General features: G+C 72.8%; 23 protein-coding genes. 11 read left to right on the forward strand and 12 right to left on the reverse strand.

Going from position 1 to position 24781, the window contains the following annotated elements:
• Positions 1 to 121 precede the first annotated feature (121 nt).
• Together DDJ31_RS17635 and DDJ31_RS17640 are read left to right on the forward strand one after the other, a co-directional pair.
• On the forward strand, positions 122 to 703 hold the full coding sequence (locus DDJ31_RS17635; protein ID WP_127179327.1) for a flavin reductase family protein: 582 nt from the start codon (positions 122 to 124) through the stop codon (positions 701 to 703).
• Between the two features lie 158 nt (positions 704 to 861).
• Entirely contained in the window at positions 862 to 1392 is a 531-nt protein-coding gene (locus DDJ31_RS17640) for a GNAT family N-acetyltransferase (protein WP_127179326.1), read from the forward strand.
• Here DDJ31_RS17640 and arfB read toward each other — a convergent pair.
• The gene (arfB, locus tag DDJ31_RS17645) at positions 1389 to 1817 is read right to left on the reverse strand and encodes an alternative ribosome rescue aminoacyl-tRNA hydrolase ArfB (protein ID WP_127179325.1); all 429 of its coding nucleotides are present in this window, start codon (positions 1815 to 1817) and stop codon (positions 1389 to 1391) included. The genes DDJ31_RS17640 and arfB overlap by 4 nt on opposite strands.
• Before the next feature lie 170 nt (positions 1818 to 1987).
• Here arfB and DDJ31_RS17650 point away from each other — a divergent pair, with 170 nt between their 5' ends.
• On the forward strand, positions 1988 to 2563 hold the full coding sequence (locus DDJ31_RS17650) for a TerD family protein (RefSeq protein ID WP_127179324.1): 576 nt from the start codon (positions 1988 to 1990) through the stop codon (positions 2561 to 2563).
• 80 nt (positions 2564 to 2643) lie between these two features.
• On the opposite strand, the gene tgmC is transcribed toward DDJ31_RS17650, so the two are convergent.
• From tgmC to tgmA, 3 genes are read right to left on the reverse strand one after another with little or no spacing between them, the layout of a single operon-like run.
• Complete coding sequence (gene tgmC, locus DDJ31_RS17655) at positions 2644 to 3816, reverse strand: ATP-grasp peptide maturase system methyltransferase (protein WP_127179323.1); 1173 nt, start codon at positions 3814 to 3816, stop codon at positions 2644 to 2646.
• A complete protein-coding gene (tgmB, locus tag DDJ31_RS17660; RefSeq protein WP_127179322.1) occupies positions 3813 to 4772 on the reverse strand; it encodes an ATP-grasp ribosomal peptide maturase in 960 nt (319 codons plus the stop codon). The genes tgmC and tgmB overlap by 4 nt, the downstream gene beginning before the upstream one ends.
• A gap of 3 nt (positions 4773 to 4775) precedes the next feature.
• Positions 4776 to 5030, reverse strand: coding sequence for a putative ATP-grasp-modified RiPP (gene tgmA / locus DDJ31_RS17665; protein WP_127179321.1), 255 nt, complete (start codon positions 5028 to 5030; stop codon positions 4776 to 4778).
• Positions 5031 to 5147: 117 nt separating this feature from the next.
• Here tgmA and DDJ31_RS17670 point away from each other — a divergent pair, with 117 nt between their 5' ends.
• The 3 genes from DDJ31_RS17670 (at position 5148) to DDJ31_RS17680 (ending at position 7861) form a co-directional block, all read left to right on the forward strand.
• Entirely contained in the window at positions 5148 to 6248 is a 1101-nt protein-coding gene (locus tag DDJ31_RS17670) for a helix-turn-helix domain-containing protein (RefSeq protein ID WP_127179320.1), read from the forward strand.
• 20 nt (positions 6249 to 6268) lie between these two features.
• Positions 6269 to 6850 carry an HD domain-containing protein gene (locus DDJ31_RS17675; RefSeq protein WP_127179319.1) on the forward strand — a complete coding sequence of 194 codons (582 nt, stop codon included), beginning with the start codon at positions 6269 to 6271 and terminating at the stop codon, positions 6848 to 6850.
• 420 nt (positions 6851 to 7270) lie between these two features.
• Entirely contained in the window at positions 7271 to 7861 is a 591-nt protein-coding gene (locus DDJ31_RS17680) for a hypothetical protein (protein WP_127179317.1), read from the forward strand.
• 76 nt (positions 7862 to 7937) lie between these two features.
• Here DDJ31_RS17680 and DDJ31_RS17685 read toward each other — a convergent pair whose 3' ends face one another.
• Positions 7938 to 9344, reverse strand: a complete 1407-nt coding sequence (locus tag DDJ31_RS17685) for a M1 family metallopeptidase (protein WP_240678171.1) — start codon at positions 9342 to 9344, stop codon at positions 7938 to 7940.
• 37 nt (positions 9345 to 9381) lie between these two features.
• On the opposite strand from DDJ31_RS17685, the gene DDJ31_RS17690 reads away from it, so the two are divergent.
• Positions 9382 to 9882, forward strand: coding sequence for a hypothetical protein (locus DDJ31_RS17690; protein WP_127182736.1), 501 nt, complete (start codon positions 9382 to 9384; stop codon positions 9880 to 9882).
• Between the two features lie 43 nt (positions 9883 to 9925).
• Here the strand turns inward: DDJ31_RS17690 and DDJ31_RS17695 are convergent, their stop codons facing one another.
• Positions 9926 to 10648 (reverse strand): TetR/AcrR family transcriptional regulator, encoded by a 723-nt coding sequence (locus tag DDJ31_RS17695; RefSeq protein ID WP_127179315.1) that lies wholly within the window; start codon positions 10646 to 10648, stop codon positions 9926 to 9928.
• Positions 10649 to 10734: 86 nt separating this feature from the next.
• On the opposite strand from DDJ31_RS17695, the gene DDJ31_RS17700 reads away from it, so the two are divergent.
• A complete protein-coding gene (locus DDJ31_RS17700; RefSeq protein ID WP_127179314.1) occupies positions 10735 to 11958 on the forward strand; it encodes an FAD-dependent oxidoreductase in 1224 nt (407 codons plus the stop codon).
• A 179-nt stretch (positions 11959 to 12137) separates the two neighbouring features.
• Here DDJ31_RS17700 and DDJ31_RS17705 read toward each other — a convergent pair whose 3' ends face one another.
• Positions 12138 to 12878 (reverse strand): pentapeptide repeat-containing protein, encoded by a 741-nt coding sequence (locus DDJ31_RS17705; RefSeq protein WP_127179313.1) that lies wholly within the window; start codon positions 12876 to 12878, stop codon positions 12138 to 12140.
• 97 nt (positions 12879 to 12975) lie between these two features.
• On the opposite strand from DDJ31_RS17705, the gene DDJ31_RS17710 reads away from it, so the two are divergent.
• Positions 12976 to 14457, forward strand: a complete 1482-nt coding sequence (locus DDJ31_RS17710; protein ID WP_127179312.1) for an MFS transporter — start codon at positions 12976 to 12978, stop codon at positions 14455 to 14457.
• 46 nt (positions 14458 to 14503) lie between these two features.
• On the opposite strand, the gene DDJ31_RS17715 is transcribed toward DDJ31_RS17710, so the two are convergent.
• Together DDJ31_RS17715 and DDJ31_RS17720 are read right to left on the reverse strand one after the other, a co-directional pair.
• Positions 14504 to 15910: an NAD(P)/FAD-dependent oxidoreductase gene (locus tag DDJ31_RS17715; protein ID WP_127179311.1), complete on the reverse strand. Its 1407-nt coding sequence runs from the start codon at positions 15908 to 15910 to the stop codon at positions 14504 to 14506.
• A 9-nt stretch (positions 15911 to 15919) separates the two neighbouring features.
• A complete protein-coding gene (locus DDJ31_RS17720) occupies positions 15920 to 16573 on the reverse strand; it encodes a rhomboid-like protein (protein ID WP_127179310.1) in 654 nt (217 codons plus the stop codon).
• On the opposite strand from DDJ31_RS17720, the gene DDJ31_RS17725 reads away from it, so the two are divergent.
• Positions 16572 to 17504 (forward strand): aminoglycoside phosphotransferase family protein, encoded by a 933-nt coding sequence (locus tag DDJ31_RS17725; protein WP_127179309.1) that lies wholly within the window; start codon positions 16572 to 16574, stop codon positions 17502 to 17504. The two genes, DDJ31_RS17720 and DDJ31_RS17725, sit on opposite strands and share 2 nt — an antisense overlap.
• Here the strand turns inward: DDJ31_RS17725 and DDJ31_RS17730 are convergent.
• From DDJ31_RS17730 to DDJ31_RS17740, 3 genes are all read right to left on the reverse strand, one after another.
• Entirely contained in the window at positions 17494 to 18900 is a 1407-nt protein-coding gene (locus DDJ31_RS17730; RefSeq protein WP_127179308.1) for a hypothetical protein, read from the reverse strand. The two genes, DDJ31_RS17725 and DDJ31_RS17730, sit on opposite strands and share 11 nt — an antisense overlap.
• 78 nt (positions 18901 to 18978) lie before the next feature.
• Positions 18979 to 20133, reverse strand: a complete 1155-nt coding sequence (locus tag DDJ31_RS17735; protein WP_127179307.1) for a hypothetical protein — start codon at positions 20131 to 20133, stop codon at positions 18979 to 18981.
• 25 nt (positions 20134 to 20158) lie between these two features.
• On the reverse strand, positions 20159 to 21550 hold the full coding sequence (locus tag DDJ31_RS17740) for an RICIN domain-containing protein (protein ID WP_127179306.1): 1392 nt from the start codon (positions 21548 to 21550) through the stop codon (positions 20159 to 20161).
• A gap of 310 nt (positions 21551 to 21860) precedes the next feature.
• Here DDJ31_RS17740 and DDJ31_RS17745 point away from each other — a divergent pair, with 310 nt between their 5' ends.
• Complete coding sequence (locus DDJ31_RS17745) at positions 21861 to 24746, forward strand: AfsR/SARP family transcriptional regulator (RefSeq protein ID WP_240678169.1); 2886 nt, start codon at positions 21861 to 21863, stop codon at positions 24744 to 24746.
• Positions 24747 to 24781 lie beyond the last annotated feature (35 nt).

A 24781-nucleotide genomic window follows, 5' to 3' on the forward strand; every position in this document is an offset into this window, starting at 1 on the left:
CACGACCGTGCGTTTCTGGCCCGGGCCCCCTCCCGCCCCCGCACGTCCGCCCCTGGTCCTAGGTCCGGACTCGGCCCGGGGCCCGATGCGGCCGTGCAGTGCGGACATTAGCGTTTCCCGGGTGCCCGACACTCCTCCCGCCGCGTTCTCGCCGTCCCTGTCCGCTCCCCCGCATGCTGAGGGGGTGAGCAACGACGAGTTCCGCGCCGCCATGTCCCGGCTGACCGCGGGCGTGGTCCTGGTGACCGCCCGCGAGCAGTCCCTCGACCCCGACGACCCGTCGGCACCGGTCGGCGAGGACGTCGGCATGACGGCGACCGCGTTCCTGTCGGTCTCGCTCGACCCGCCACTGGTCCTGGTCAGCCTGCGCACCGGCTCCCGGATGGACGACCTCCTCGACGAGCAGCCGCTGTGGGCGGTCTCGGTGCTCGCGGACAGCCACCGGCACATCGCGGGCCGGTTCGCGATGAAGGGCCGGCTCAGCGACCGCCTCCTCTTCGCCGACCTCCCGCACCGGCGCGGCCCGCTCTCGGACGCCCCCCTGGTGAACGGCGCCCTCGCCACCCTGGAGTGCCGCACCCACGACCGGGTGAGAGCCGGCGACCACACCCTGGTCATCGGCCGGGTCCTGACAGCCGAGACCCGCCCGGAGGAGAGCGGCCCACTGGCGTACTTCAAGGGCCGGTACCGGCAGTTGCGGTGAGGGGTGGGGGTTGCGGTGTCCCCGGCGGCTCGAGGGGCTTCGTCCGCGGGTGCGCTGACGCGCGACACGGATCGTCGATCGCGGGGGCGCTGCCCCGCGGACCACACCGCCCCGCAATCCGGTGGGACGGTCCCGCCCGCCGGGCCTACAGTGCGCGCATGACGACCAGTGGACGAGACCGGGGGGCGCCGTCCGGGCCCCGCCTGGAGGAGATCACCCCGGCCACCCTCGACGCGGCGCTCGCGATCCGGGTGCGGGCCGACCAGGAGCACGCCGTCGAGCCGGTCGCGCACTCCCTCGCCGAGGCGTACGTGCGCCCGGCGGGCGTCGCGTGGCCCCGCCTGATCATCGACGACGGCCGCCCCGTGGGCTTCCTGATGGCCTTCCTCGACATCGACTGGCGCGGCGACGGCACCCTGTTCCGCTCCGGCCTGTGGCGGCTCAACATCGACGCGCGGGAACAGGGCAGGGGGTACGGCCGGTTCGCGGTCGCCGCCGTCGCGGACGAACTGCGCCGACGCGGCACGGACGAGATGTACGTGACCTGGCACCCGGGTCCCGAAGGCCCCGAGGGCTTCTACCGCGCCCTGGGCTTCGACCGCACGGACGAGACCAGCGGCGGCCAGCCGGTGGGAGTCCTGGACCTGACTCGAACCCCGGCGCCGACCTCGGCCTCCGCCGCCCGCTAACCCCAGTCGCGTCCTGAGCGGCCCCGTTTGGTGTCCGAGCGCTGTTTCTTCTGGCGGAGGCGGCGTTCGTTGATGCCGCGGGGGATGCGGGTGGCGCGGCGGGGCTTGGGCGGTGGGGCGGTGGCCTCGGCGAGCAGGGCCGCGAGGCGGACGAGGGCGGCTTCGCGATTGCGCCATTGCGAACGGTGTTCCGAGGAACGGACGACCACGACACCGTCGACCAGCCGCCCGGCGAGGTGCGCCAGCGCGCGCTGCTTCCAGACGTCGGGGAGCGCCTCGGTGGCCGCGAGGTCGAAACGCAGCTCGGCCTTCGAGTCACTGGTGTTGACGTGCTGGCCACCCGGCCCCGACGACCGCGAGAAACTCCACGTCAGCTCGGCCTCGGGGAGCGAGACGGAGCCGCGGATGACATAGGGACCGGACATGCCTCCATGGTCGCCGGTTTGACGGGCTCCCGTCACTCGAATTTGGCCGGGTAAAAAAGGTAAAGGGATGCGGAACCTCCGAGACCCCTCTCGACGTTCATGGGGGTGACGGTAGCTTCGTCCCCAGTACGAAGCCGTACGTATGTAACGAGGGAAGGGACTCCCGAACCATGGCTGTAAGCCTGTCCAAGGGTGGCAACGTCTCGCTGACCAAGGAGGCCCCGGGCCTGACCGCCGTCACCGTGGGACTCGGCTGGGACGTCCGCACCACCACCGGCACGGACTTCGACCTCGACGCGTCCGCGATCGCGGTCAACACGCAGGGCAAGGTCTACTCGGACGGTCACTTCGTCTTCTTCAACAACAAGCAGACCCCGGACAGCACGATCGTCCACACCGGTGACAACCGCACGGGTGAGGGCGACGGCGACGACGAGGCGATCAACGTCAACCTGGCGGGCCTCCCCGCCGACATCGACAAGATCGTCTTCCCGGTCTCGATCTACGACGCGGAGAACCGCTCGCAGAACTTCGGCCAGGTCCGCAACGCCTACATCCGCATCGTCAACCAGGCCGGCGGCGCGGAGATCGCCCGCTACGACCTCTCCGAGGACGCGGCCACCGAGACGGCGATGGTCTTCGGCGAGCTGTACCGCAACGGCGCGGAGTGGAAGTTCCGCGCCGTGGGCCAGGGCTACGCCTCGGGCCTGGTGGGCATCGCGCAGGACTTCGGGGTGAACGTCTGACGCACCCGACGAACTGAGGAAACCCCCGGCCGGCAACGGCCGGGGGCCTCCGCGCTCCGCTCCGCGCCGCGCCGGGCAGTTCACCCCAGGCGGTGCTGCCACCGGAGCGCCGGGTGGCCTTCGATCTGGTAGGTGTGCGCCTCCCTCGTGATCCGGAGCCGCACGGTGTCGATGCCGGGCCGTCGGGCGTCCTGCCAAGCGCTCAGTGCCTGCTCGACGGCGTCCCACAGGGCCAGCGGGCCGCCTTGGCGCACCGTCCAACTGCCGCCGCCCTTCTCCGTGAACGACGCGAACGACTCGCGGTCCGCATCGACGAGGTTCAGGAGCCGCCCGCCCTCGGCGGAAGTGGCCCGGATCAAGCGCGCCCCGGGTGCGGCGAGTTGCGCGAGGAAAGCCGGCATCCACTCCTCCAGCAGGAGAGGCGAAAGCGAGGTCTCGCGCTCGCTGTCGGCGTAGGCGGTGCGTGCGGACAGGTCGCCGGTGAAGGGCAGGTCCGCCTGCGACCTGGCCTGCATGAACGAGGAGGGGCCGATGATGCCGCCCTCGGCCGTGCCGTCGTCGGCGACCGTCACCTTGGCGAGTCCGGTGCCGTAGTTCCAGGTTCCGCCCACCGTGGCCAGCACGATCCCGCCCGGTGCGGTCTGGCGGACCCAGGCGTAGGGGATGCGGCGGACCGCGCAGGTGGCGATGACCCGGTCGTAGGGGGCGCGGCGTGGATGGCCGAGGAGCCCGTCCCCCGTGACGGTCCATGTCGAGTACCCGGCGGCCTCCAGAGCGGCGTCCGCCCTCGCGGCGACCGCCGGGTCCACCTCGACGGTGGTGATGTTGTCCTCGCCCAGGCGGTGGCACATGAGGGCCGAGGAGTACCCGCTCCCCGTCCCGATCTCCAGCACCCGATGCCCGTCGGCCGCCTCCAGCTTCTCGATCATGTCGACGACGGTGACCGGGGTGGTGGACGACGACGTGGGCGAACCGTCGACGGGCCCACCGACCCGGTCGGCGGTGAGACGCCCGTCGAGCTGGGTGGTCAAGGACTCGTCGAGGTAGGCGATCCGGGTCCACTCGGCCGACGCGGTTCCCGTCTCCGGCACCGGCCGCCACCGGCCGTCGCCCGCGGGCAGGAACACGCCGGGACTCAGGAACAGCTCGCGCGGCACGGCCTCCACGGCGGCCCGCCACCGGGGGCTGACCAGAACACCGGCCCGGACCAGCCGGTCGGCGAGAGCGCGCCGTTGCGGGGTGGTGTCGGTCATGACAGGGCTCCTTGCGTCAGCAGTTCGGCGAAGGCGGCGGACATCGGAAGGCCGGTCGGCTCCTGGAGCCATCCCCACTGACCGTTCGGGTTCAGTTCCAACCACCACGGACAGCCCTCCCTGTCCACGGCGAGATCGAAGCTTCCCGAGACCAGCCCGAAGTGGTCCAGGTGGGCGAGGAGAGCCCGCTCCACCGGACCGGGCAGCTCGACCGCCCGGTAGGAGAGGGCCGAGTAGTCCCTGCGCCAGTCCAGGATCCCGGACTCGATCCGTACCGCGAAGACCTGTCGGCCCACCACCAGCACCCGGAGGTCCGCGACCTTGTCGACGACGGCCTGGAACAAGTGCGGTACCACGCGCACCCGTTCGTCGATCTCGGCTGCGGTGACCGGGTCGGCCCAGCCCGTAACGGGGACGCCGTCGCGCCGGTAGGGCGTCCAGCGCAGCGTCTTGTAGATCACCTGGTCGTGGGCGGCGGCGAAGCACCGTGCCTCGGCCGGATCGTTCGTCACCAGGGTGGGAGGTACGGCGAGTCCGAGGCGCCGCGCGACGGCGAGCTGGGCGGGCTTGTAGTCCGCCTCGGCGTTCCTGAGCGGGTGGTTGACCCAGAGCGGCCCGGACAGGGCGTGCAGAGTGCCGCCCAGCCCGTAGCGGACCTGCGCCGCCGCGAAGCGAGCGTCGTCCTCGCCGAGGCCGTCGAACGCGGGCCATACCGGGCGCCGCCAGTACACCGATCTGACTTCGGTCAGGTCGACAGCTCTCGAGGGCGTACGGAGTTCTCCGGTCACGGGAGCCGCACAGCCGCCGAAGCGGGCGGACAGTGTCAGATCCATGCCGATGTCCGCGGGGTCGAACCTGACCACCGGGGTGCCGCGACGGTTCAGCTCAGTGATCACCATGTCGGCGGTGGGGTCGTCCGCCTCGGTGGCCACGAGCACCGCGCTGTTCTCACACACCGGTCAGTCCTGTTCCGAGTCCTGGTCGTGCCCCTCGTCGGGTGCGGAGTCGGAGTTCGTGGTCGTCTTGGTCTCGGTGCCCTTACCGGTGCCGTGTCTACCCATCTCCACCGGGCGGCCGCCGCGATCCAGATAGCGGCCGAGCTGTGTGTCGGGGTCGACCGTGACGGAGGCGTGGGGACGGTGGGCGACGCTCGGGTAGGGGGCGAGCCGCCCGACTCCCAAGGGGCGTGCGTCGCTCGTGACGGTGGTGGACATCGTGCTTCCTCCTCGACGACGGCGGATCTCGTGAAGCCGAAGCTACGGCCGTCGGGGATGGACTAGGACTGACTGCGAGTACGAGTTGCGGCAGCCTGAGAACGCGCGGGGGGCGGCATGGCCAGGATCACGGACGCACGCGGGCAGGCTCCCGGCTGCACGATCGTGGGCTTCGTCCTGCGCGCCGCCCGCGAGAGCACGCGGCACACCCAGGCGTCCATGGCGGAGGCTCTCGGCATCGATCTCACCACCTGGCAGGGGTGGGAGACGGGACGGAGGCCGCTCGCCCATGTGAAGGTCGGCACGCTGGCCGACCTGCGGCACCGATTACTCGCCATGGACGCCGACCCTCACGTCCTGCGTCTTCTCGATCCGGCCCTGGACGCGGACCGCGTCATCTCTTCGACGATCCGCCCCGGGGCCGTCGCCCGGCACCCGCTCGCCGATTGGGTGCACACCCGTGACACCGCCGACATGATCGCGTGGGCGTTGGACGGAACGGTCCCGCCCGGCCTCGCGCACCGCTCGCCGCCGAGACGCCGGGGCCCCGCCGCACCGGCCCCGCTGCTGCCCGTACCCGACCGCGGCGCGTTCTTCTCCCGGCTCCGTGAGATGGCGGACTCGGCCGTGCGCACCGGAGAGGGCGGACTGCTCCTTCACCGCCAGGCGCTCTACCTGTGCTCGTACGAACGGACCCCGGAGGCGATCGCGTGGACGGGCCACGCGCTGCACGTCCGTCGTGACCTCATCACCGTGCGCGGCTGGTCACCTCACTGGGCGACAGCGCGATCGACGGCCGTCGCGCTCTCCCGCCTCGGCGACACACAGCCCCTGGTGGACTTCATCGACCGGGCGATGGCGGGCGACGACGACGCCGAGGCGGCCAACCTCACCTACTGGGCCCACTGGCTCGGAGCGAGCCGTGAACCCCAGGCGAACGACGCATTCATGCGGCGCAGGCCGACGAGCTGGGAACCGGTGTGCCTTCTGCGGGGGTTCAGCGCCGGCCTGCGTCAGGCTCCGGCCTACGTCGACCTGTACGCCCACTCGCTCTGGGCCCTGCTCACGTCGCACCGCTGGCTGCCCCTGGCCGATTCCGCGCTGACGGACGAACTGCGGTCGCACATCGTCCACTTGCTCGACCACGACACGGTCTCCCCCCGGTCGAGGCGGGAACTCACCGCACTGCACTACCTTCTACGCGAGACCCGCGCATGACACATCGGAGGACGCGACGCATGGCGGACACGGAGCAGGAGCATGCGAAGGGCACGGCGGGCTTCCTCCTGGAAATGGGGATGCTGAAGCGCGCCAAGCGGTCCGGGTGGTGGATCGCCGGGGTCAAAGACCCCGAGACCATCGCGGAGCACAGTTTCCGCGTCGCCCTCATCGGCTCCGTTCTCGCCATGATGGAGGGCGCCGACCCGGCCAGGACGGCGCTCCTCGGCCTCTGGCACGACACACAGGAGACCCGCGTCGGCGACATCCCGCACATCGGCCGCCGATACCTCGAAGCCGCCGGCAACGAACGCGTCACCGCGGACCAGGTGTCGGCCGCACACCCGGCGGTGCGGGCGGGCGCCCAGCGGATCGTCGCGGAGTACGAGAACGGCGACTCCCTCGAAGTGATCTGCGCTCACGACGCCGACAAGCTCGAATGCCTCATCCAGGCCGTCGAGTACCGCGAACAGGGCTGCGCGAACGTGCAGCCCTGGATCGACAGCAGCGTCGCCGCGCTCAAGACCGCCTCAGCGAGGAATCTCGCCGAGGCGGCTCTCACCATGTCCTCGATCGCGTGGCAGCAGACATATCTGCGCTGAGGACACCGGCACCGCACCGCGTCCGCTCAACTCCCGGCCGGTGGCGATCTCCACGCAGGACCCACTTGTTCGATGAACGCCAGTGGCTCCCTTGGCATGACCTGAAGCGTGACGCTGTTCGACCACCCGCGCCTCCAACTCCCCCAGTTCCCGCACCCGTAGCCGATCGCCACCGCGAAGTCGGCCACCCGGACGCTCACCGCCGCCCGCCGCAGCTTCAGTCGGCGGCCGACGGTCCGCACGCACCGATGTGCGACACCCCCTCCGTCGCAGGATTCGTCCGCTCCGTCACCGCTCACGGTGGGCACGCTCGCCCGCGCAGCGTGCTGCCGATCCTCGGATCTCCGCCCGTGGAACAGATTGAACCTTCGCGGCGGGTGTCACGTTGTGGAGGGAGATTCCCACCAACGAACGGACATAATGAGCTATCCAAGCCAGGGCGACTTCGATATCTATGTCGCGCCGGAACCTCCGCAGACCGCTCGTGGACTCGTCGACGATCTGGGCGTCGAGGCCGTCAGGAACGCGATGCCCAGTTCGGAGCGGCGGGCCTTCGACGCGGCGAACCCGTACCGGGACATCGAAAGGGCCTATGAGCGCGTCACCGCCCGGGAGCAGGAGGTGCACGCCTACGACCGGGACCTGAATCAGTACATCGCCCGACAGGGGTACTCCCCCGAGCAGGCCGAATTCGTTCGCGCCCAGACGGCCGACGTGCGGCAGCCGTTAGTGGAGGCGGTGAGCCGAGCCGCGCAGAGGGCGTCCGAGAAGCTCACCACCTACCAGGAGAACCTCATCGCGCACATCGACAGCCGCGGGCTGGTGCAGAGGACCGCGGCCCAGACGGGGCAGTACAGCACGCCGGTGGCAAGTACCTCCGCGGCGGCCAACCTCGACCCGTCGGGCGGCAACCGGGCCGGCCGCGGCCACCGTGAGGACCGCGGCCGTGGCAGCCGCGACAACCCCCTGCGGGAGAACCGCGGCGACCGGCGGCAGGGGCCCCGGAGGTGACCGACGGCCGGCGGTGCGGGTGAGTCGCGCCGCCGGTCTCCCGGGACGGCCGCGGTGTGCGGGCCGGGTCGGGGCGTCAGCGGTGGGCCGGCTTGCCTTCGCCGTACAGCCAGTCGGTCCAGATCGTCGAGAAGTCCTGGTGCGGGGCCATCTTCTCGACGTACGCCGTGAACTGCGCGGTGTCCGCGTTGCCGTGGCGGTGGGCGGCCGCCCAGCCCTGGACGATGTCGTAGAACCGGTCGTCGCCGACGGTCTGCCGGATCTTGTGCAGGACCATCGCGCCACGCTGGTACACGGGGGTGTCGGAGATGTGCCCCGGGCCGCTCGGCTTCGCGGGCGGGAACGCCCAGAGGTCAGGGTCGTCGTCCTCGCCGTGGTCGTAGAGGGCGTCGAAGGTCCGCTGCGCGCTGTCGCCGCCGTGGTCCTCGCCCCACAGCCACTCCGCGTACGTCGCGAAGCCCTCGTTGAGCCACATGTCCCGCCAGCTCCTCGGAGTGACGGAGTCGCCGTACCACTGGTGGACGAGTTCGTGGACGAGGGTCTCGAGGTCGGGGGTGCCGGGGAAGACCGGGCGGTTCTGGGTCTCCAGGGCGTACTCGGCGGTGTCGGGGCGGTCGACGATCACGCCGGTGGAGGAGAACGGGTAGGGGCCGAAGTTGTACCGCGCCCACTCGATGATCTCGGGGATGCGGGCGAGCACCTTGCGGCTCGCCTTCGCCTCGGTGGGCGCGACGGCGGTGTACACCGGCAGGCCGCCCGGGGCCGTCGAGCGGCTGATGTCGTAGCGGCCGACGGCGACCGTGGCGACGTAGGTCGCCATCGGCTCCCCCGTGTGCCAGGCGTACGCCGTCCGGTCGCCGCTGGTCCGCTCCGACCTCAACTCGCCGTTGGACACGGCCCGCAGGCCCTTCGGGACGGTCACCGTGATGTCGTACGTCGCCTTGTCCGAGGGGTGGTGGTTGCCCGGGAACCACGCCATGGACCCGACCGGCTCGCCCAGCGCGAGCGCCCCGCCCCTGGTCGGCAGCCAGCCCTCGTGGGAGCCGTCCGGGTCGGTGAGGGTGCGCGGGGTGCCGCGGTAGCGGACCGTGGTGCGGAACGTCTCGCCCCGGTCCAGGTCGTGGCGGGGGCGGACGGTCAGTTCCTGGCCGTCGCGGTTCCAGCGGGCCGCGCTGCCCTCCACCTCGACCGACTGGACGTCCATCCCGTCGAGGTCGAGGTCGAACGCGGAGAGGCTCTGGGTGGCCCGCGCGGTGAGGGTGGCCTCGCCGGTGAGGCGGGGGGTGCCCGAGCCCGGGGCGTAGTCCAGTCTCAGGTCGTAGTGGGTGACGTCGTAGCCGCCGTTGCCCGCCTTCGGGAAGTACGGGTCGCGCAGCCCCTCCGCACCGGGGGTGCCGTGCACTCCCGCGCCGCACGCGGTGAGGAGGAACGCCGTGAGCAGCACCGGCAGGGCGGACGGGACAAGAGGTGCGGATCGGGACACGTGAGTGATCCTAGAGCGGCGTGACACCATCGCCTACGTGCTCGACATCGGCTACGCCCTCTCCCACCGCTTCCCCGACCCGCCGCAGCTGGACTACCGGCGGGCGGACGTGCACACCCTGCGGCACGACCTGTTCTGCGGTGACGTGTATCTCGCCGACACGAAGACGGACCGGGAACTGTCCACAGCCTGGGGATGGGTGCCGGTGCTCGACTTCGCGTGGGCGCTGTGCGACATCGTCGAGCGGCTCGACCGGGACCCCGCCGGGTCCCGCGCCTCCCGGCCGCAGCGGGCCGAGCTGGACTTCACCGAGTCGACCGACCGGATGCTCTTCGAGCGGCGGTTCGGGTGGGTGGACGTCGAGGCGGACTGGATGCCCGCCGAGGAGGCGCCGCTGACCTTCTCGCACTCCGCGCTGCGGCGGGAGGCGCGGGACTTCCTGCACGACGTGATCGCCGACCTCGTCGACCTGCACGAGGACCTCGGCGACAACCCGGCGATCTGGGCCCTCCAGGCGACCTTCCCCCGCGTGGAGTGAGCCGCGGGAGCCGTCCGGCGGGGGCCGGGGCCGCCCGCCGCGCTCACTCGGCGCGGGTCGGCCCGCGGCGCTCACCCGGCGCGGTCAGCCCGCGGATGATGATCCCGACCTCCGCGGCGAACGTCTCGTCGGTCTCGGCCCCGGGCCCGTCCACGAGGACGCGTTCCATCGTCGGGAAGCGCCCGGTCGCGAGCTGGCGTCCGAGGTAGTCGCCGACGGACTCCCGCCACCGCTTCTCGTCGGTGCCGCCGACCCGGTCGAGGCGCCGCTCGGTGACCTCGTTGCGGACGGTGCCGATCAGATAGGCGTTGAAGACGCCGAGGGCCGCCATGAGCCGGTCGCCGTCCTCGGGGCCGAGGGCGCGGGCGAGGGCGGCCGCGGTGGCCTCCATCACCGTCAGGGCGTTGGGGCCCAGGTGCGGGCGGCCGCCGATCAGCTCGACGAACCATGCGTGCCGCAGGGCGCGGTCCCGGGTGGCGACGGCGATGGCGCGCAGCGCCTCCTCCCATCCGGCCCGGTCGTCGAGGGCGTCCGCGATCTCGCCGTAGACGAAGTCGGCCATCAGGTCGAGCAGTTCGTCCTTGGTGGCGACATAGCCGTACAGCCGCATCGGGCTGACGCTCAGTTCGGCGGCGACCTTGCGCATCGACAGTCCGGCCAGTCCCTCGGCGTCGGCGAGCGCGGCCGACGCCGCCACGATCCGGCCCCGGTCCGTGGGCGCGGCGGTCCGGCCGCGCGGTTCGGGGCGCTCCCAGATCAGATTCACGGCATCACCGTACGCCGACCGTTTCCGTACGGTGTACGGTAGCTTCCGTACACCGTACGGAAACTTCCCGCCGCCGAGGAGCCTGGATGAACACGAGCAGCGAAAGCCACGAGCGGGACGGCGGGAACGCCACGGACGGCTGGAAGGCCAGGGACGGCGGGAACGCCACGGACACCGGCGGGCGCGGGTCGCCGCGGATCGCCGTCGTCGGCGGCGGGATCGGCGGGCTGGTGGTGGCGGGGATGCTCCACCGGCACGGGATCGCGGCCACCGTCTACGAACGGGACCGCGCTCTCGACGCCCGCGGCCACGGCGGCACCCTCGACCTGCACCCCGGGTCGGGGCAGCGCGCCCTGGCCGAACTGGGCCTGACCGAGGCGTTCCGCGCCGAGGCCAGGCCCGAGGGCGAGAATCTGCGCATCCTCGACCCGGCCGGCCGGACCCTGGGCCACCACGCTCCCGAGCCGGGCAGCGGCACCCGTCCCGAGATCGACCGCGGGGTGCTCAGGAAGCTGCTGCTGACGAGGGTGCCCGAGACCGCCATGAGCTGGGGCCGCCGGCTGACCGGCGTCGAGGAACTGCCGTCCGGCGGCCACCGGTTGGCCTTCGCGGACGGCGGCCTGGCCGACTGCGACCTCCTGATCGGCGCGGACGGCGGACGCTCCCGCGTCCGCCCGCTCCTCACGGACGCGCGCCCTGCCCACCTGTCCGCCTACCTCCAGCTCACGATCACCGACGCCGACCGGCGCAGCCCCGGGACGGCCGCGTTCGTGGGACCCGGCAGCCTCATGGCCCTCGGCGACAACCGCAACCTGGGAGCGCAGCGGTCGGGCGACGGCACGATCCGCGTCTCGGTGACCGTGCGGACCGACGCCGGGTGGCTCGACCGGCAGCGCTTCGCCGACCTGACCTGGGAAGAGACCGTGGCCCGCCTGCACGGTCTGTTCGCCGACTGGGACCCGGGGCTGACCGGGCTGATCGACGCCTGCGACGCCGGATCGCTCGTCGGACGGAACATCGAGGCGCTGCCGGTGGGCACCCGCTGGCCCTCGCGCCCGGACGTCACCCTGCTCGGGGACGCCGCCCATCTGATGCCCCCGGTGGGCGAGGGCGCCAACCAGGCGATGCTGGACGGCGTCCTGCTGGCGCGGGCCATCGCCGGGAGCGGCGACGACCTGGGCGCGGCCGTCGCCGCCTACGAGAGCGAGATGTTCGACCGCGCCGCGTCGATCGGGGCGGAGTCGGCACGGTTGGAGAGCATGGGGCTGGCACCCGACGCGGCCGAGCGGATGGCCGCCTTCTTCGGCTAGGAGGCATCCCCTCGCCCACCGGCACCGACCCCCGGCGCCGCACGGACACCCCGGTCCCGGGCTCCCTCCGTTCCCCCGGGGCGCCGGGGGCGCCGGGGCGCCGGGGGCGCCGGTCCTCCCGCTTTCCCTGCTTCCCCGCGCGACCGAAACACCCGTCCCCTACCGGCCCGCCCGCGCGGCTAGAGCACCCGCAGCCCCAGTTGCGCCGCGAGCACCGGGGCCAGGTCCATCAGCTGGCCCGTGCTGATCACCGCGCCCGCCAGCCGCTCCACCCCGCGCGTGATCCCCAGTTCCGTCGCGCCCCGCAGGTCGACGTCCTTCAGGGTGGCCGCCGTCAGGTCGGCCTCCCGCAGCGCGCAGTCGACGAACTCGACGCGCTCCAGATGGGCGCCGCCGAAATCCGGTTCCACCAGGACGCAGGACTCGAAGACGACGTCCTTGAGGCGGGCCGAGCGGAGATTCAGGTAGTCGATCTTGCCGCCGCGCACCACGACCCGCTCCAGGACCGCGCCGTGCATCTGCACCCCGCCGAGACGGGCGTCGAGGACCTCGGTGTCACGGAGCGTGACCTCGGTGAGCCGGGTGCCCACCCCGCGCGGGGCCCTCAGCACGGAGTCGAGGAAGCGGGCGTGGTGCAGCCGGGTCTCGTCCAGGCCGCAGCCGGTCAGGGCGCAGTCCATGAAGCGGGCGCCGCCGCCGTCCTGCCCGGCGAGGTCGAGATCGCGGAACTCCAGGCCGTCGTAGTCGCCGTCGGGCTCCAGCGGGCCGTCCGGATACGGCTCCAGCGGGGGCAGCCGCAGCTCGGGGCGGCGCGCCGCCTTCACCCCCGGCTCCCGCCCAGGCCCGCCCGCGGCCCCCGCTCCACTCGCGCCCCTCGTACCGCCCGTACCGCTCGCGCCGCTCGTCGCTCTCCTCGCCATGCCCCCATCCTGCACCCCGCCACTGACAGTCCCCCGGCCTCCCGCCCGAGGGCCGCCACCGGATGCGACCCGTGGTCATTCGTGGTGTTCTGACCAGATGAGTGTCACCCGGACAGGCCCATCCGCCGCGCCCGTGGACTCCGATCCCCACCGCTGGTGGGCGCTGGTGGTCATCGCTCTCGCCCAGCTGATGGTCGTCCTGGACGCGACGATCGTGAACATCGCGCTCCCGTCCGCCCAGCGCGACCTGGGGATGTCCAACGCCAACCGGCAGTGGGTCATCACCGCGTACACGCTCGCCTTCGGCGGGCTGCTCCTGCTGGGCGGCCGGATCGCCGACCTCGTCGGCCGGAAACGGACCTTCGTCATCGGGCTGATCGGCTTCGCCGGCGCCTCCGCGCTGGGCGGCGCCGCCACCTCGTCCGGCATGCTGTTCGGCGCCCGCGCCCTCCAGGGCGCCTTCGCCGCGATCCTCGCGCCGTCCGCGCTGTCCCTGCTCACGACGACCTTCACCGACCCGCGCGAACGCGGCAAGGCGTTCGGCATCTACAGCGCCCTCGCGGGCAGCGGGTCGGCGATCGGGTTCTTCATCGGCGGGATCCTCACCGAGTACCTGAGCTGGCGCTGGTGCCTGTACGTGAACGTGCCGATCGCGATCATCGCCGTGTTCGGCGCGCTGGCCCTGCTGCACGGCCGGCCCGGCAACGCCTCCGCCCACCTGGACGTGCCCGGGGCGCTCCTCGGCTGCGGCGGCCTGGTCGCGATCGTCTACGGGTTCAGCGAGGCCGAGCCGCGCGGCTGGACCGATCCGCTGGTGCTGACCCTGTTCGCGATCGGGATCGTGCTGCTCGGCGCGTTCGTGTGGTGGCAGGGGCGGGCGGAGCATCCGCTGCTGCCGCTGCACATCATCAAGGACCGCAACCGGGCCGGCTGCTTCATCACCATGGCGCTCGCCGTCATCGGCATGTTCGGGCTGTTCCTGTTCATGACGTACTACCTCCAGGTCGTCCTCGGCTACTCGCCGGTGAAGACGGGCCTGGCGTTCCTGCCGCTCACCGTCGCGATCATCATCGGCTCCACGCAGATCTCCGCCCGGCTGCTCCAGCACGCCCCGCCGCGCGCCCTGATGGTGCCCGGCATGCTGCTGGCCGCGGGCGGCATGGTGATCCTGACCCGGATGACCGTCACCTCGGACTACGCCTCGCAGATCCTGCCCGCGCTGATCCTGATGGGCCTCGGCATGGGCCTCACCTTCATGCCGGTGTTCGCGACCGCGACCGCGGGGGTCGCCCCCGAGGACTCGGGCGTGACCTCGGCGACCGTCAACACCGCGCAGCAGGTGGGCGGTTCGATCGGCACCGCGCTCCTGAACACCATCGCGACGACGAGCAGCACCGCGTACATCGCCGCCCATCTGCGCGACCCGGCCCAGAAGGCGCTGATCGTCAACGAGGGTGTCGTGCACGGCTACACGGTGGCGATCTGGTGGGCCGCGGCCGTGATGGTGCTGGCCGGGCTGGTCGCCGGGCTGATGGTGACGGCCAAGTCCCCCAACCGCAAGGCCGCGTTGGAGGCGTGAGCGGGCGCGACACGGCCCTGCCGTCGGTGACGCGGCGAGGGGCGTCTCAGTGGCGGCCCGCCACCCGGTCCGCGATCCGCGCCAGGCGGGACGACTCGGCGCGGTGCGAGGCGCTCTCGCGGCGGTCGGCGGCCCGGTAGGTGGCGTACATGCCGTGCACGCCGAGCCAGCGCAGCGGCTCGGGTTCCCACTTGCGGACCCGGTGGCCGACCCACGGCAGCCGGGTCAGGTCGGTGCGGGCGCCCTCCCCCGAGTCGAGGCGCACCAGGTCGGTGAGGGTGCGGGCGGCGAGGTTGGTGGTGGCGACGCCCGAGCCGACGTAGCCGCCCGCCCAGCCGAGGCCGGTCGCCCGGTCGAGGCTGACCGTGGCGCACCAGTCGCGCGGCACGCCGAGGACCCCGGACCAGGCGTGCGCGACCGGGAGCCCGGCCAGCGCGGGGAAGAACCGGACGAGGAGGTCGCGCAGCGCCTCGACGGTCGCGTCCTGGGTGCGGCCGTCGTGGTCGGTGCGCGAGCCGAAGCGGTAGGGCACCCCGCGTCCGCCGAGCGCGATCCGGCCGTCGGCGGTGCGCTGCGCGTACATGTAGGCGTGCGCCAGGTCGCCGAGGGTCTCCCGGCCGTCCCAGCCGATCGCCGCCCACTGCGCGTCGGTGAGCGGTTCGGTGGCGATCATCGAGGAGTTCATCGGCAGCCAGGTGCGGCGCTGGCCCTTGATGTTGGCGGTGAAGCCCTCGGTGCAGCGCAGCACGTAGGGCGCGCGGACGGTGCCGTAGGGGGTGACGGCGCGGCCGGGGCCGATCTCGGTGACCGGTGTCGACTCGTGGACGCGCACGCCGAGCGCCGTCACGGCCGCCGCGAGGCCCTTGACCAGTTTCACCGGGTGGAGCCTCGCGCCGTGCGGGGTCCAGGTCGAGCCGACCGCGTCGGCGACCGTGATCCGCTCGGCGGTGGCCCGCGCGTCGTACAGTTCCCTGTCGTCCTCGCCGAACGCCAGCTCGTGCGCGTGGAACTCCTTGAGGCGGGTCAACTGGGCCGGGGTGCGGGCCACTTCGAGGACACCGCCGTGGTGGATGTCGGCGTCGATGTGCTCCTCGGCGGCGACCCTGACGACCTCGCCGACGGTGTCGTTCATGGCCTTCTGGAGCCGTACCGCGGCCTCGTGGCCGTGCAGCGCGGCGTACCGGTCGCGGCCCGCGACGCCGTTGTAGAGCCAGCCGCCGTTGCGCCCCGAGGCACCGTATCCGCAGAACTTCTGTTCGAGGACGGTGATCCGCAGGGCGGGGTCCGCCTTCTTCAGGTAGTACGCGGTCCACAGCCCGGTGTAGCCGCCGCCCACGATGACGACGTCCGCCGACGTGTCCGAGGCCAGCGGCTCGCGGGCCGCGGGCAGGCCGTCGTCGGCGAACCAGAAGGAGATGCCGCCGTTGACGACACCGTGTGCCGAGGTGCTCATGGGCGGACGCTAACCCGTCCGGGCGGCCGGTGTCTCCTTCGGATTCCGTGGTGTCGGACGCCCCAGCGTCAGCGGACGGCAGCAGAGTCCGATGAGGACGGCGGTGAAGTGGCCGAGGTCGGTGAAGGTCGGCGAGGACGCGAGCGGCAGCCCGTACACGAGCAGCACGGCCACCAGGTACAGGTACCGCCAGGGCGTCGGGATGCGGTAGGTGAGGACGGCGACGACCCCGGCGAGGGCGTAACTGACGCCGATGTCCAGGGTGTGGGTCGCCGAGTGCGGGGCGAGTCCGTCGCGCACCGCCTTCAGCAGCGCGGCCTCACTGATCAGGGTGGCCAGGACGTGCGCGGCGACGCACACCATGAGCCAGCGCAGGGTGCCGAGCCACCGTTCGGCGGGCGCGTGGAAGACGGTGTAGAGCACCGCGTACGGCAGCCACCGCCCGCCGTCGATCCACAGGGCGCTCTGGAGCAGCACCCGGCCCGGGTCGTCCGACAGCTCATGGATGTTGGTGGAGCGCCTGCGCAGGAACTCCGTCTCGAAGTGCGGCGACATGTGGTGCAGGGCGACCGTCGTCACGAACAGGATCGCGAGCCACACATAGGTGCCCGGGGCGCTGCGGACATAGGCCCACACCCTGTCGAGGCCCCGGAGAATTCGCATGCCCCGATTCACGCACGCACGTATCGTCCGCGGGGTGATCGACATCCCGGGCGGCCTCGCAACGGCACAGGAGAAGTACAACGGCGACGCCGGGCGGGCGTTCATCGCCGCGCTGCCCGCCCTGCTGGAGGAGTTCCTCGCGCGGTGGGAGCTGCGCCCCGACGGGCCACCGATGCACGGGGTGTCCGCGCTGGTGCTGCCGGTGCTGCGGGCCGACGGCACCCGGGCCGCGCTCAAGTTCCAGCTCCTCGACGAGGAGAGCGCGGGCGAACCGGTCGCGCTGCGCGCCTGGGCCGGTGCGGGCGCGGTCAGGCTCCTCGACCACGACCCGGTCAGCCACACCCTGCTCCTGGAGCGCCTCGACCCCGCCAGGACGCCGTCGCTGCTGCCGGACTCGCGGGCCGCCGTGCAGGTCGTCGGCCGGCTGCTGGCCGGGCTGACGGCGGTCCCGGCCCCGGCGGGGCTGCGCGGACTCGGCGGGATCGCGCGGGAGATGCTGGCGGGGACGCCCCGGGCGCTGGAGCGGATCGCCGACCCGGAGGTCCGCCGCCTCGTCGCGGACTGCGCCGCCGCCGTCCGCGAGGTGGCGGACGAGCCGGGCGACCGGCTGCTCCACTGGGACCTGCACTTCGAGAACGTCCTCGGCGGCGACCGCGCCGAGTGGCTCGCCATCGACCCCAAGCCGCTGGCGGGCGACCCGGGGTTCGATCTGCTCCCGGCGATCGACAACCGCTTCGAACCGGCCGAGGTGGGCTGGCGGTTCGACGCCCTCACCGGGCTGCTCGGCCTCGACCGGGAACGGGCGCGCGCCTGGACGCTCGGCCGGGTGCTGCAGAACTGTCTGTGGGAGATCGAGGACGGGCGCCCGGTGGAGGACGTCCAGGTGGAGATCGCGCGCCGGCTGCGCCGGGGTCAGCGGCTCACACCGTGAACCGGACCGCCTGGAGCCACCGCGCGTCGTCCTGGGTGCCGCCCCAGATGAAGTTGCCGGGCGCCTGACCGGTCGGCTGGTCGCAGGCGAGCCCGCCCCAGCGGCCGCCGACGGCCGCGTTCTGGCAGACGGCGCCGTCGGCGACGTTGATCACGAAGCCCAGGATGTAGGGATAGTCCTTCTTGGTCTTGCCGATGTAGACGTCGACGCCGTCGACGCCGCCGCTCCACGGGGTCTTCCACTTGTCGTGGCGGACCCAGGCGTTGGAGGCGGTGCCCTTGGTGCCCGCCGTCGCCGTGTTGATCGACTTGATCTTCTGCTTGGTGTTCACGCGGCCCGCCGTGGCGCCGTCGCAGACCGGCTTCTGCCAGCCGTCCTTGTCGAAGTAGACGCGGTAGCAGATGTGCCGCCCGGGGCTGCGGGCCGCCAGCTTGGAGACGGCCTCGGCGGCGGTCTCCTTGTGCGGCTTGGGCGGCTTCACCGGCTTCGGCACGGCGGCCACGGGCGCCTCGGCGGACTTCGTCTCCTCGGTCTCCTCCTCCTTCCTCTTCTCCTCCGAGGGGCTGGCGCTGGGCGACGGCGACGCGCTGTCCGACGCGGAGGCCGAGGGCGACGCGCTGACGCCCGGGGTGGCGTGCGGCCACCCCGAGGGCGTCGCCGAGACGGTCGGCTGGGTGGGCAGCAGTGTCGGGGTCTTGCGCTTGCTGTCGGCGGCGGCCGCGGTCTTGTCCGAGGCGCCGCCGTCCGAGCCGCCGCTGCCGAGCGCGACCAGCGGGACGATGACGAGCAGCGCGACGCCGACCGCGACCGCGCCGATGACGGCGGGGCGCTTGATCAGGCTCGGCGCCTCGTACTCGTCGTCCGACTGCCCGATCCCGCGGACCGGAGCGGGCGCGCGGGCGGGGGTGTTCGCGGGCTGCGGTGCCGGGGTCGGCGCGGGCTGCCGGTGCTGCGCCGGCGGCGGGACCTGCGCCGCGGCGGGGGCGGGCGGCTGCGGGGCCGGCGCGGCGGGGGCGGGCGCTCCCGGGGGCGGAGCCGCCGGCGCGGGCGGCTTGTCCAACGCGACGGCCTGCGGCGGCGCCGGTGCGACGGCATGCGGCGGCGGCGTCGGTGCGACGGCCGCCGCGGGGCCTTCCTGCCGCTGCTCCACCAGGCGGCTCGACCCGTCGGGGGCCACCTCGACGATCGCCACCGAACCGGCCACCGGGTCCGTGATGGACGCCGTCACCGCCTCGTTCCGGCTGCGGGCGTACCCGTGCAGGGTGTCGAGGATGGCGACGTCGACCGACTCACCCCCGACGACCGGCACCGGCTCGCCGTCGACCACCGCCGATCCGTCCTCCGCGATCACCACCGGTATCCGTGCTGAAGGCTCCCTGTTCGGCCCGTTGCTCATGCACTCACCCCTGCCTCCGTGCCGTCGCCGCTCGCGCGGCCTCGCAGTGCACTGCAACGGGCCGCGCGGGAAAACAGTTCAACGCATCCTGGGCTTGGCGGACTTGGGCACCGGGGTGACGGACCGGGGCGAAGGGGGTGAGGTGCGCTGACCTGTCGAGTCCTGGCGCACGAGCTGTGCCATCGAGTCGTTCGCCCGCGCCGAGGGCAGCACCGGCAGGGCGAACCGGGGGTCCTGCGAGACCGTGGACTCCGCCGAGACCGCGGAGTCCATCGAACCCGTCGAGACCACCGAGATCGTCGAGTCCGTGGACCGCACCGAGTCCGACCGCAGCAGCGGAGCCGTCAGGGCCCACCGCTCCATCGGGGAAAGGCCCGACAGGTCCAGCGAGGCCGACGAGTCCGACGCGTCCGACGCGTCGGACCGGCCCGCCGAACTCACCGAGTCCGACCGCTCCAACCGGTGCGAGAGGCCCATCGGGTCCGAGAGGTCCATCGGGTCCGAGAGGTCCGTCGGCTTCGTCAGGTCCGTCGAGTCCGGCCGTTCCCTCGGGTTCGACCGGCTCTCCTCGGCGGCGGGACGCTCCTCCACCGGGAGGGTCGGGGTCCGCGAGAAGCGCCGGTCCTCCGTGAGGGACGACTCCCGCGCCCCGCGCTCCCACGGCGAGGCGGGCGTCAGGGGCGGGGAGAGGGCCGGCTCGGTGACCGGCGCGGGCCGCGCGAGCTGCGCCTTCAGCTGCTCCTGCCGGTCGAGCAGCGCGTTCAGCAGCTGCTGGTTGCGTTCGCCCGACTGCCGGTGCAGTCGGCTGCCGTCGATCCTGGCGAGCACGTCGGCGGTGAGGTTCTCCAGCGCCTTCAGCTTGCCGCCCGGACCGCCGTCCACGGCGTCGAGGAACGCGTCGAGCCGATCGCCCCGCGCCTGCGACAGCCGCGCGGGACCTGCGGCGGGCGCGGGCGCGTCGTAGGAGCCGCCGCCGCCCGAGGCGCGCCGGCCCCGCCACTTCGGCAGGAACCGGGCGATGAGGTCGTCGAGCAGGTTCCTGCCGAACTGCTTCGTGAAGTTCTTGGCGAAGGTCTTCGCGGTCTCCCAGGCGGGCCGCAGCCGGGAGCCGACGAGGTCCCTGGCCGCCCGGCCGCTCTCCTGGGCGGCATCGCGCCGCCCGGGGTCCGGCTTCGTCAGCCGCCGCCGCTCATCGTCCTTCCCGGCCGCTGGACTCGCGCTGGTGTCCGCCATGATGTCGTCCTCCCGTCGTCCGTGCTCAGACCTTCACGAAGCGCCACTGGTGGTCGTCGAGATCGCTGCACCCGAAGATGGTGAGACCGGCGTGCGCGGTCGCCTTGTCGGCCCTGGCGACGTCGAGGCAGAGGTCGCCGCTCTTCTGGTTGCGGACCCAGTAGGTGCCGTTCGCCCGCTTGTCGAACCACCAGAGCTGGTTGTCGTGGTCGGTGCCGTCGCAGGTGAACTCGCTGACCGGGGTCGATGCCCGCCGGCCTTCGTAGTACGGCAGGTCGAGGCAGAGGCCGTCCTTGACGTTGCGGATCAGATAGAGGTCGGCGCCCCTGGTGCCCTGGCCGCTGGAGCTCTTGGCGAGGGTCCACCGCTGGTTGTCCGCGCTCGACGTGACGCAGGCGCCGTCCCGCACCCGCTGGTCCTTCTTGCCCTTGCCGGTGCCGGGCAGGTCGAGGCAGAGCGACCACTTCTTGTTCTTGAGCACGACCGTGCCGGTGGGGATGTCCGACTGGTCGGCGTCGCCCGCGGTCGGCCGCGGGTTCGGGGCCGCGGGGGCGGTGGAGGGCGAGCGGGACGGCTTCGGGGAGGCGCTCTTCGAGGCGGAGGGCGAGGCGGAGGACGAGACGGACGGCGAGGCGGACGGCGACGACGTCACGCTCGCGGACTCCGACGGGGTCGGCTCGGGCGTCGTCGGGGTGGTCGCCTCGACCGTGCCCGCGGCCTGGTCCCTGCCCCCGCCCGAGTCGCTGCCGAGCGCGATCAGCGGGACGACGACGAGCAGCGCGACGACGACGGCGACGGCGCCGATGACCAGCGGCTGCTTCAGCAGGCTCGGGCCCTGGTACTCGTCGTCCGACTGGCCCGACACCGGGCCCCGGGCGGGCCTGCCCCTACCGGCGGCGTCCCGCACCGGCTCCGGCCCCTCCACCGCGCCCACGGAACCGACCGACCCGGAACGACCGGTCGGTGCGGGCGGCACGGGGGAAGGGCCGGGGGTGGTGACCGGGGGGACGGGAGCGGCCGGGGCGGCTGGGGCGGCTGTTGAGGGGACGGGGGTGGCGGCGGGGGGCGTAGGCGTCGTCGGGGTCGGCGTCGGGGGCGTGGCCTCGACGGCGGGCAGGACGGCCGTCGCCGGCTCCTCCCGCTCCGTCGCCGGCTCCTCCCGCTGTTCGACGAGGCGGGAGGAGCCGTCCGGGGCAACCTCCACGATCGCCACCGAACCCGACACCGGGTCCGAGATCGACGCCGTGACCGGGGTGTTCCGGTTGCGGGCGTAGCCGTGCAGGGTGTCGAGGATCGCCACGTCGACCGACTCGCCGCCCATCACCGGAACCGGCTCACCGTCGACCACGGCCGTGCCGTCGCTCCCGATCACCACCGGGATGAGGGGGGAAGACCGCTCTCCCTCGCCCATGTCCATCGCCGTCCTCCCTCGTTCCCACGTCCTCGCGCCTGCCGCGCGGCCCCGCGCAGGGCAGCAACGGACTGCGGGCGAAGACAGTTCAATCCGGGCACGGAACAGCGGTGAACCGTCTGCCCGTTCCGTACGTGGAAGCGGCGACGGCGGCACCCGGGTTCCCCTCGTTCCTCGTGGTGACGTCCGGCCCTGTCGGCCGCGGGACAGCAAATGCGGCCGACAGGGCATATTTCCGGTTGGCCGAAGCAAACCGGTGGCGCAGCTTCCAGGAAAAAAGCGGGAGTTGAGGGATTCCCCTAATAGAGTTCCCGAGGTGGAAGCAGCCAACGCGGACTCCGTTCGCCTCGCCGTGCTGGGACCCGTCAGGGCCTGGCGCGGCGCACAGGAACTGGACCTCGGATCGCCACAGCAACGAGTCGTGCTGACGGCGCTGTTATTACGGCTCGGACGCCCCGTCACCGTGGGTGAACTGATCGACGCGGTCTGGGGTGACGACCCGCCGCACGCGGCCGTCTCGGTGCTGCGGACCTATGTGTCGCGGCTGCGCAAGGTGCTCGAACCGGACCGCGGCAGCGCCGGATCGGCGCCGCTGATCGTGTCCGCGGCCGACGGCTACCTCGCCGACCTGCCCGAAGAGGCCCTGGACCTCACAGTGTTCGCACAGCGGATCGCGGAGGCGAAGAGGCTGCGCGCCGACGGGCAGCTCTCCGCTGCCGCCGAACTACTGCACGCCGCCCTAGACGGCTGGGAGGGAACCCCGCTGGCCGGACTGCCTGGACCGCTCGCCGAGGCGGAACGCTCCCGGCTCACCGAGGTGCGCCTCAACGCCCTGGAGAGCCGGCTCGACCTCGACCTGCGGCTCGGCCGCCACCACGACGTCGTCCCCGAACTCGTCGCCCTGGCCGCCGATCACCCGCTGCGCGAACGGCCGACCAGGCTGCTCATGCTGGCGCTGTACCGGTCCGGCCGGCAGGCCGAGGCGCTGGCCGTCTACCGGCGGGCCCGCAACACGCTGGTGGCCGAACTGGGCGTGGAGCCGGGTGGAGCGCTGCGCGGCCTCCAGGACCGCATCCTGGCGGCCGATCCGTCCCTCGACCTGGCCCCGGCCGCGAAGGCCGAGCCGCAGGCGGTGGCCGCCGCGCCCGCCGAACCCCTCTCCCGCCCCGCCCAACTCCCGGCGGACCTGGCCAGCTTCACCGGCCGGGTACCCGAACTGGCGCAGCTGCGGGCGCTGTTGCCCGGGGAGGGCGAGCTGCCCGCCACCGTGGTGATCAACGCCATCGCCGGGATGGCGGGCGTCGGCAAGACCGCGCTCGCGGTGCACTGGGCGCACGAGATAGCCCACCGCTTCCCCGACGGGCAGCTCTACATCAATCTGCGCGGCTTCGACCCGACGGGCGCCACGGTGCCGCCCGAGGAGGCCGTCCGGCTCTTCCTCGACGCGCTCGGCGTGCCGTCCCAGCGCATCCCCTCCGGGCTCGACGCGCAGGCCGGCATGTACCGCAGCCTGCTCGCCGACCGGCGGGTGCTGATCCTGCTGGACAACGCCCTGGACACGGCGCAGGTACGGCCGCTGCTGCCCGGCTCCCCCGGCTGCATGGCCATCGTCACCAGCCGCAACTGGCTGACCGGACTGGTCGCCAACGACGGCGCCCATCCGCTGACCCTGAAGCCGCTCGACGCCGTCGAGGCGCACGGCTTCCTCGCCCGCAGGCTCGGCGAGGCCCGGCTCGTGGCGGAGCCGGGCGCCACCGAGGAGATCATCGAGCGGTGCGCCCGGCTGCCGCTCGCGCTGGCCATCGTCGCGGCCCGCGCCGCCGCCCACCCGGACTTCCCGCTGAGCGCGGTCGCCGAGGAGCTGTGCGACAGCCACGACAGCCTCGACGCCTTCGCGGGCGGTGACCTCAGCACCGACGTCCGGGCCATCTTCTCCTGGTCGCACCGCGCCCTGTCGGCGCCCGCGGCACGGCTGTTCAGGCTGCTCGGCCTGCACTTCGGGCCGCACGTCTCGGCGCCCGCGGCGGCGGCGCTGGCCGGGCTGACGGTCCGTGAGGCCCGCGTCCTGCTGGGCGAACTCACGCACGCGCACCTGCTGTTGGAGTATCTGCCGGGCCGCTACTCGCTGCACGACCTGCTGCGGGTCTACGCGGCGGAGCGGGTCATGGAGGACGAAAGCGAGACCGAACGGAACCTTGCGGTCGATCGGCTCCTCTTCTGGTACGTGCATACCGCCGCCGCCACCTATCCGTTCCTGACACCGAACCGCAGGCAGGTGCCGCTCGAACCCCTGCCCGAGGGGTGCGCCCCGCTCCGGTTCGGCACGTACGACCAGGCGTTGGAGTGGTGCGACGGCGAACGGCCGAACCTGGTCGCGGCGGTGCAGCACGCCGTGGCGGTGGGCAGGCCGGGCGTCGCCTGGCGGCTGACCGCCGTCCTGTGGGGGTTCTTCTACCTGCGCAGCCATGTCCACGACTGGCTCGCCAGTGCCCGCACCGGGCTCGCGGGGGCCCGCGCCTCCGGTGACGAGCTGGGGCAGGCGTGGGCGCTGGGTGACGTGTCCGCCGCGCTGACCGTGGTCCATAGGGACCAGGAGGCCATCGGACACCTCAAGGAGTCGATGGTGCTGCACCGGCGGCTCAAGGACATCGCCGGCCGGGCGCACGCCCTCGGCAACCTCGGCAACCTGTATCTCCAGACCGGGCAGTTGAAGAAGTCGATCGAGTACACGCGCCGCGGTCTCGTCGTGGACCGGCACATCGGCAGCGCCTGGGGCGAGGGCATATCCCTGGTCAACCTGGGCGACGCCTACCAGCGGCTCGGCCTCTTCGACGAGGCCATGGCCCACCTGGAGGAGGCGATGACCGTGCTGCGGGCCCTCGGCAACCGCTGGGTGGAGGGCGTCACCCTCGACACCCTCGGCACGGTCCACCAACGGCTCGGCCGTCACGACGACGCGATCAAGCACTACTACCAGGCCATCGAGGCACACCGGGACGTCGGCAACCGGTGGGGCGAGGGGCACACCCTCGGCCATCTCGGCGACGTCCACCGGGAGTCCGGCGAACCGGAGGCCGCCCGCACCAGCTGGCGGCAGGCCCTCGCGCTGTTCGAGGAGTCCGACCACCCCGACGCCGAACAGATGCGGCAACGGCTGCGGGACCTCGACGGCCCCCCGCAGGACGGACCCGCACGCGGGTAGCCCAAGACCCGGGCGCCCCTGCCGTGTCGGGTTCG

The sequence above is a fragment of the Streptomyces griseoviridis genome (genome assembly GCF_005222485.1).
GTDB lineage: Bacteria > Actinomycetota > Actinomycetes > Streptomycetales > Streptomycetaceae > Streptomyces > Streptomyces hintoniae.

Bases quoted from the DNA above. Each gene is read 5' to 3' on its own strand.
- DDJ31_RS17640 (WP_127179326.1), top strand. From the start codon at position 862: ATGACGACCAGTGGACGAGACCGGGGGGCGCCGTCCGGGCCCCGCCTG.
- arfB (WP_127179325.1), bottom strand. From the start codon at position 1,817: ATGTCCGGTCCCTATGTCATCCGCGGCTCCGTCTCGCTCCCCGAGGCC.
- DDJ31_RS17650 (WP_127179324.1), top strand. From the start codon at position 1,988: ATGGCTGTAAGCCTGTCCAAGGGTGGCAACGTCTCGCTGACCAAGGAG.
- tgmC (WP_127179323.1), bottom strand. From the start codon at position 3,816: ATGACCGACACCACCCCGCAACGGCGCGCTCTCGCCGACCGGCTGGTC.
- tgmA (WP_127179321.1), bottom strand. From the start codon at position 5,030: ATGTCCACCACCGTCACGAGCGACGCACGCCCCTTGGGAGTCGGGCGG.
- DDJ31_RS17670 (WP_127179320.1), top strand. From the start codon at position 5,148: ATGGCCAGGATCACGGACGCACGCGGGCAGGCTCCCGGCTGCACGATC.
- DDJ31_RS17675 (WP_127179319.1), top strand. From the start codon at position 6,269: ATGGCGGACACGGAGCAGGAGCATGCGAAGGGCACGGCGGGCTTCCTC.
- DDJ31_RS17680 (WP_127179317.1), top strand. From the start codon at position 7,271: ATGAGCTATCCAAGCCAGGGCGACTTCGATATCTATGTCGCGCCGGAA.
- DDJ31_RS17700 (WP_127179314.1), top strand. From the start codon at position 10,735: ATGAACACGAGCAGCGAAAGCCACGAGCGGGACGGCGGGAACGCCACG.
- DDJ31_RS17705 (WP_127179313.1), bottom strand. From the start codon at position 12,878: ATGGCGAGGAGAGCGACGAGCGGCGCGAGCGGTACGGGCGGTACGAGG.
- DDJ31_RS17710 (WP_127179312.1), top strand. From the start codon at position 12,976: ATGAGTGTCACCCGGACAGGCCCATCCGCCGCGCCCGTGGACTCCGAT.
- DDJ31_RS17715 (WP_127179311.1), bottom strand. From the start codon at position 15,910: ATGAGCACCTCGGCACACGGTGTCGTCAACGGCGGCATCTCCTTCTGG.
- DDJ31_RS17725 (WP_127179309.1), top strand. From the start codon at position 16,572: ATGCCCCGATTCACGCACGCACGTATCGTCCGCGGGGTGATCGACATC.
- DDJ31_RS17720 (WP_127179310.1), bottom strand. From the start codon at position 16,573: ATGCGAATTCTCCGGGGCCTCGACAGGGTGTGGGCCTATGTCCGCAGC.
- DDJ31_RS17730 (WP_127179308.1), bottom strand. From the start codon at position 18,900: ATGAGCAACGGGCCGAACAGGGAGCCTTCAGCACGGATACCGGTGGTG.
- DDJ31_RS17735 (WP_127179307.1), bottom strand. From the start codon at position 20,133: ATGGCGGACACCAGCGCGAGTCCAGCGGCCGGGAAGGACGATGAGCGG.
- DDJ31_RS17740 (WP_127179306.1), bottom strand. From the start codon at position 21,550: ATGGACATGGGCGAGGGAGAGCGGTCTTCCCCCCTCATCCCGGTGGTG.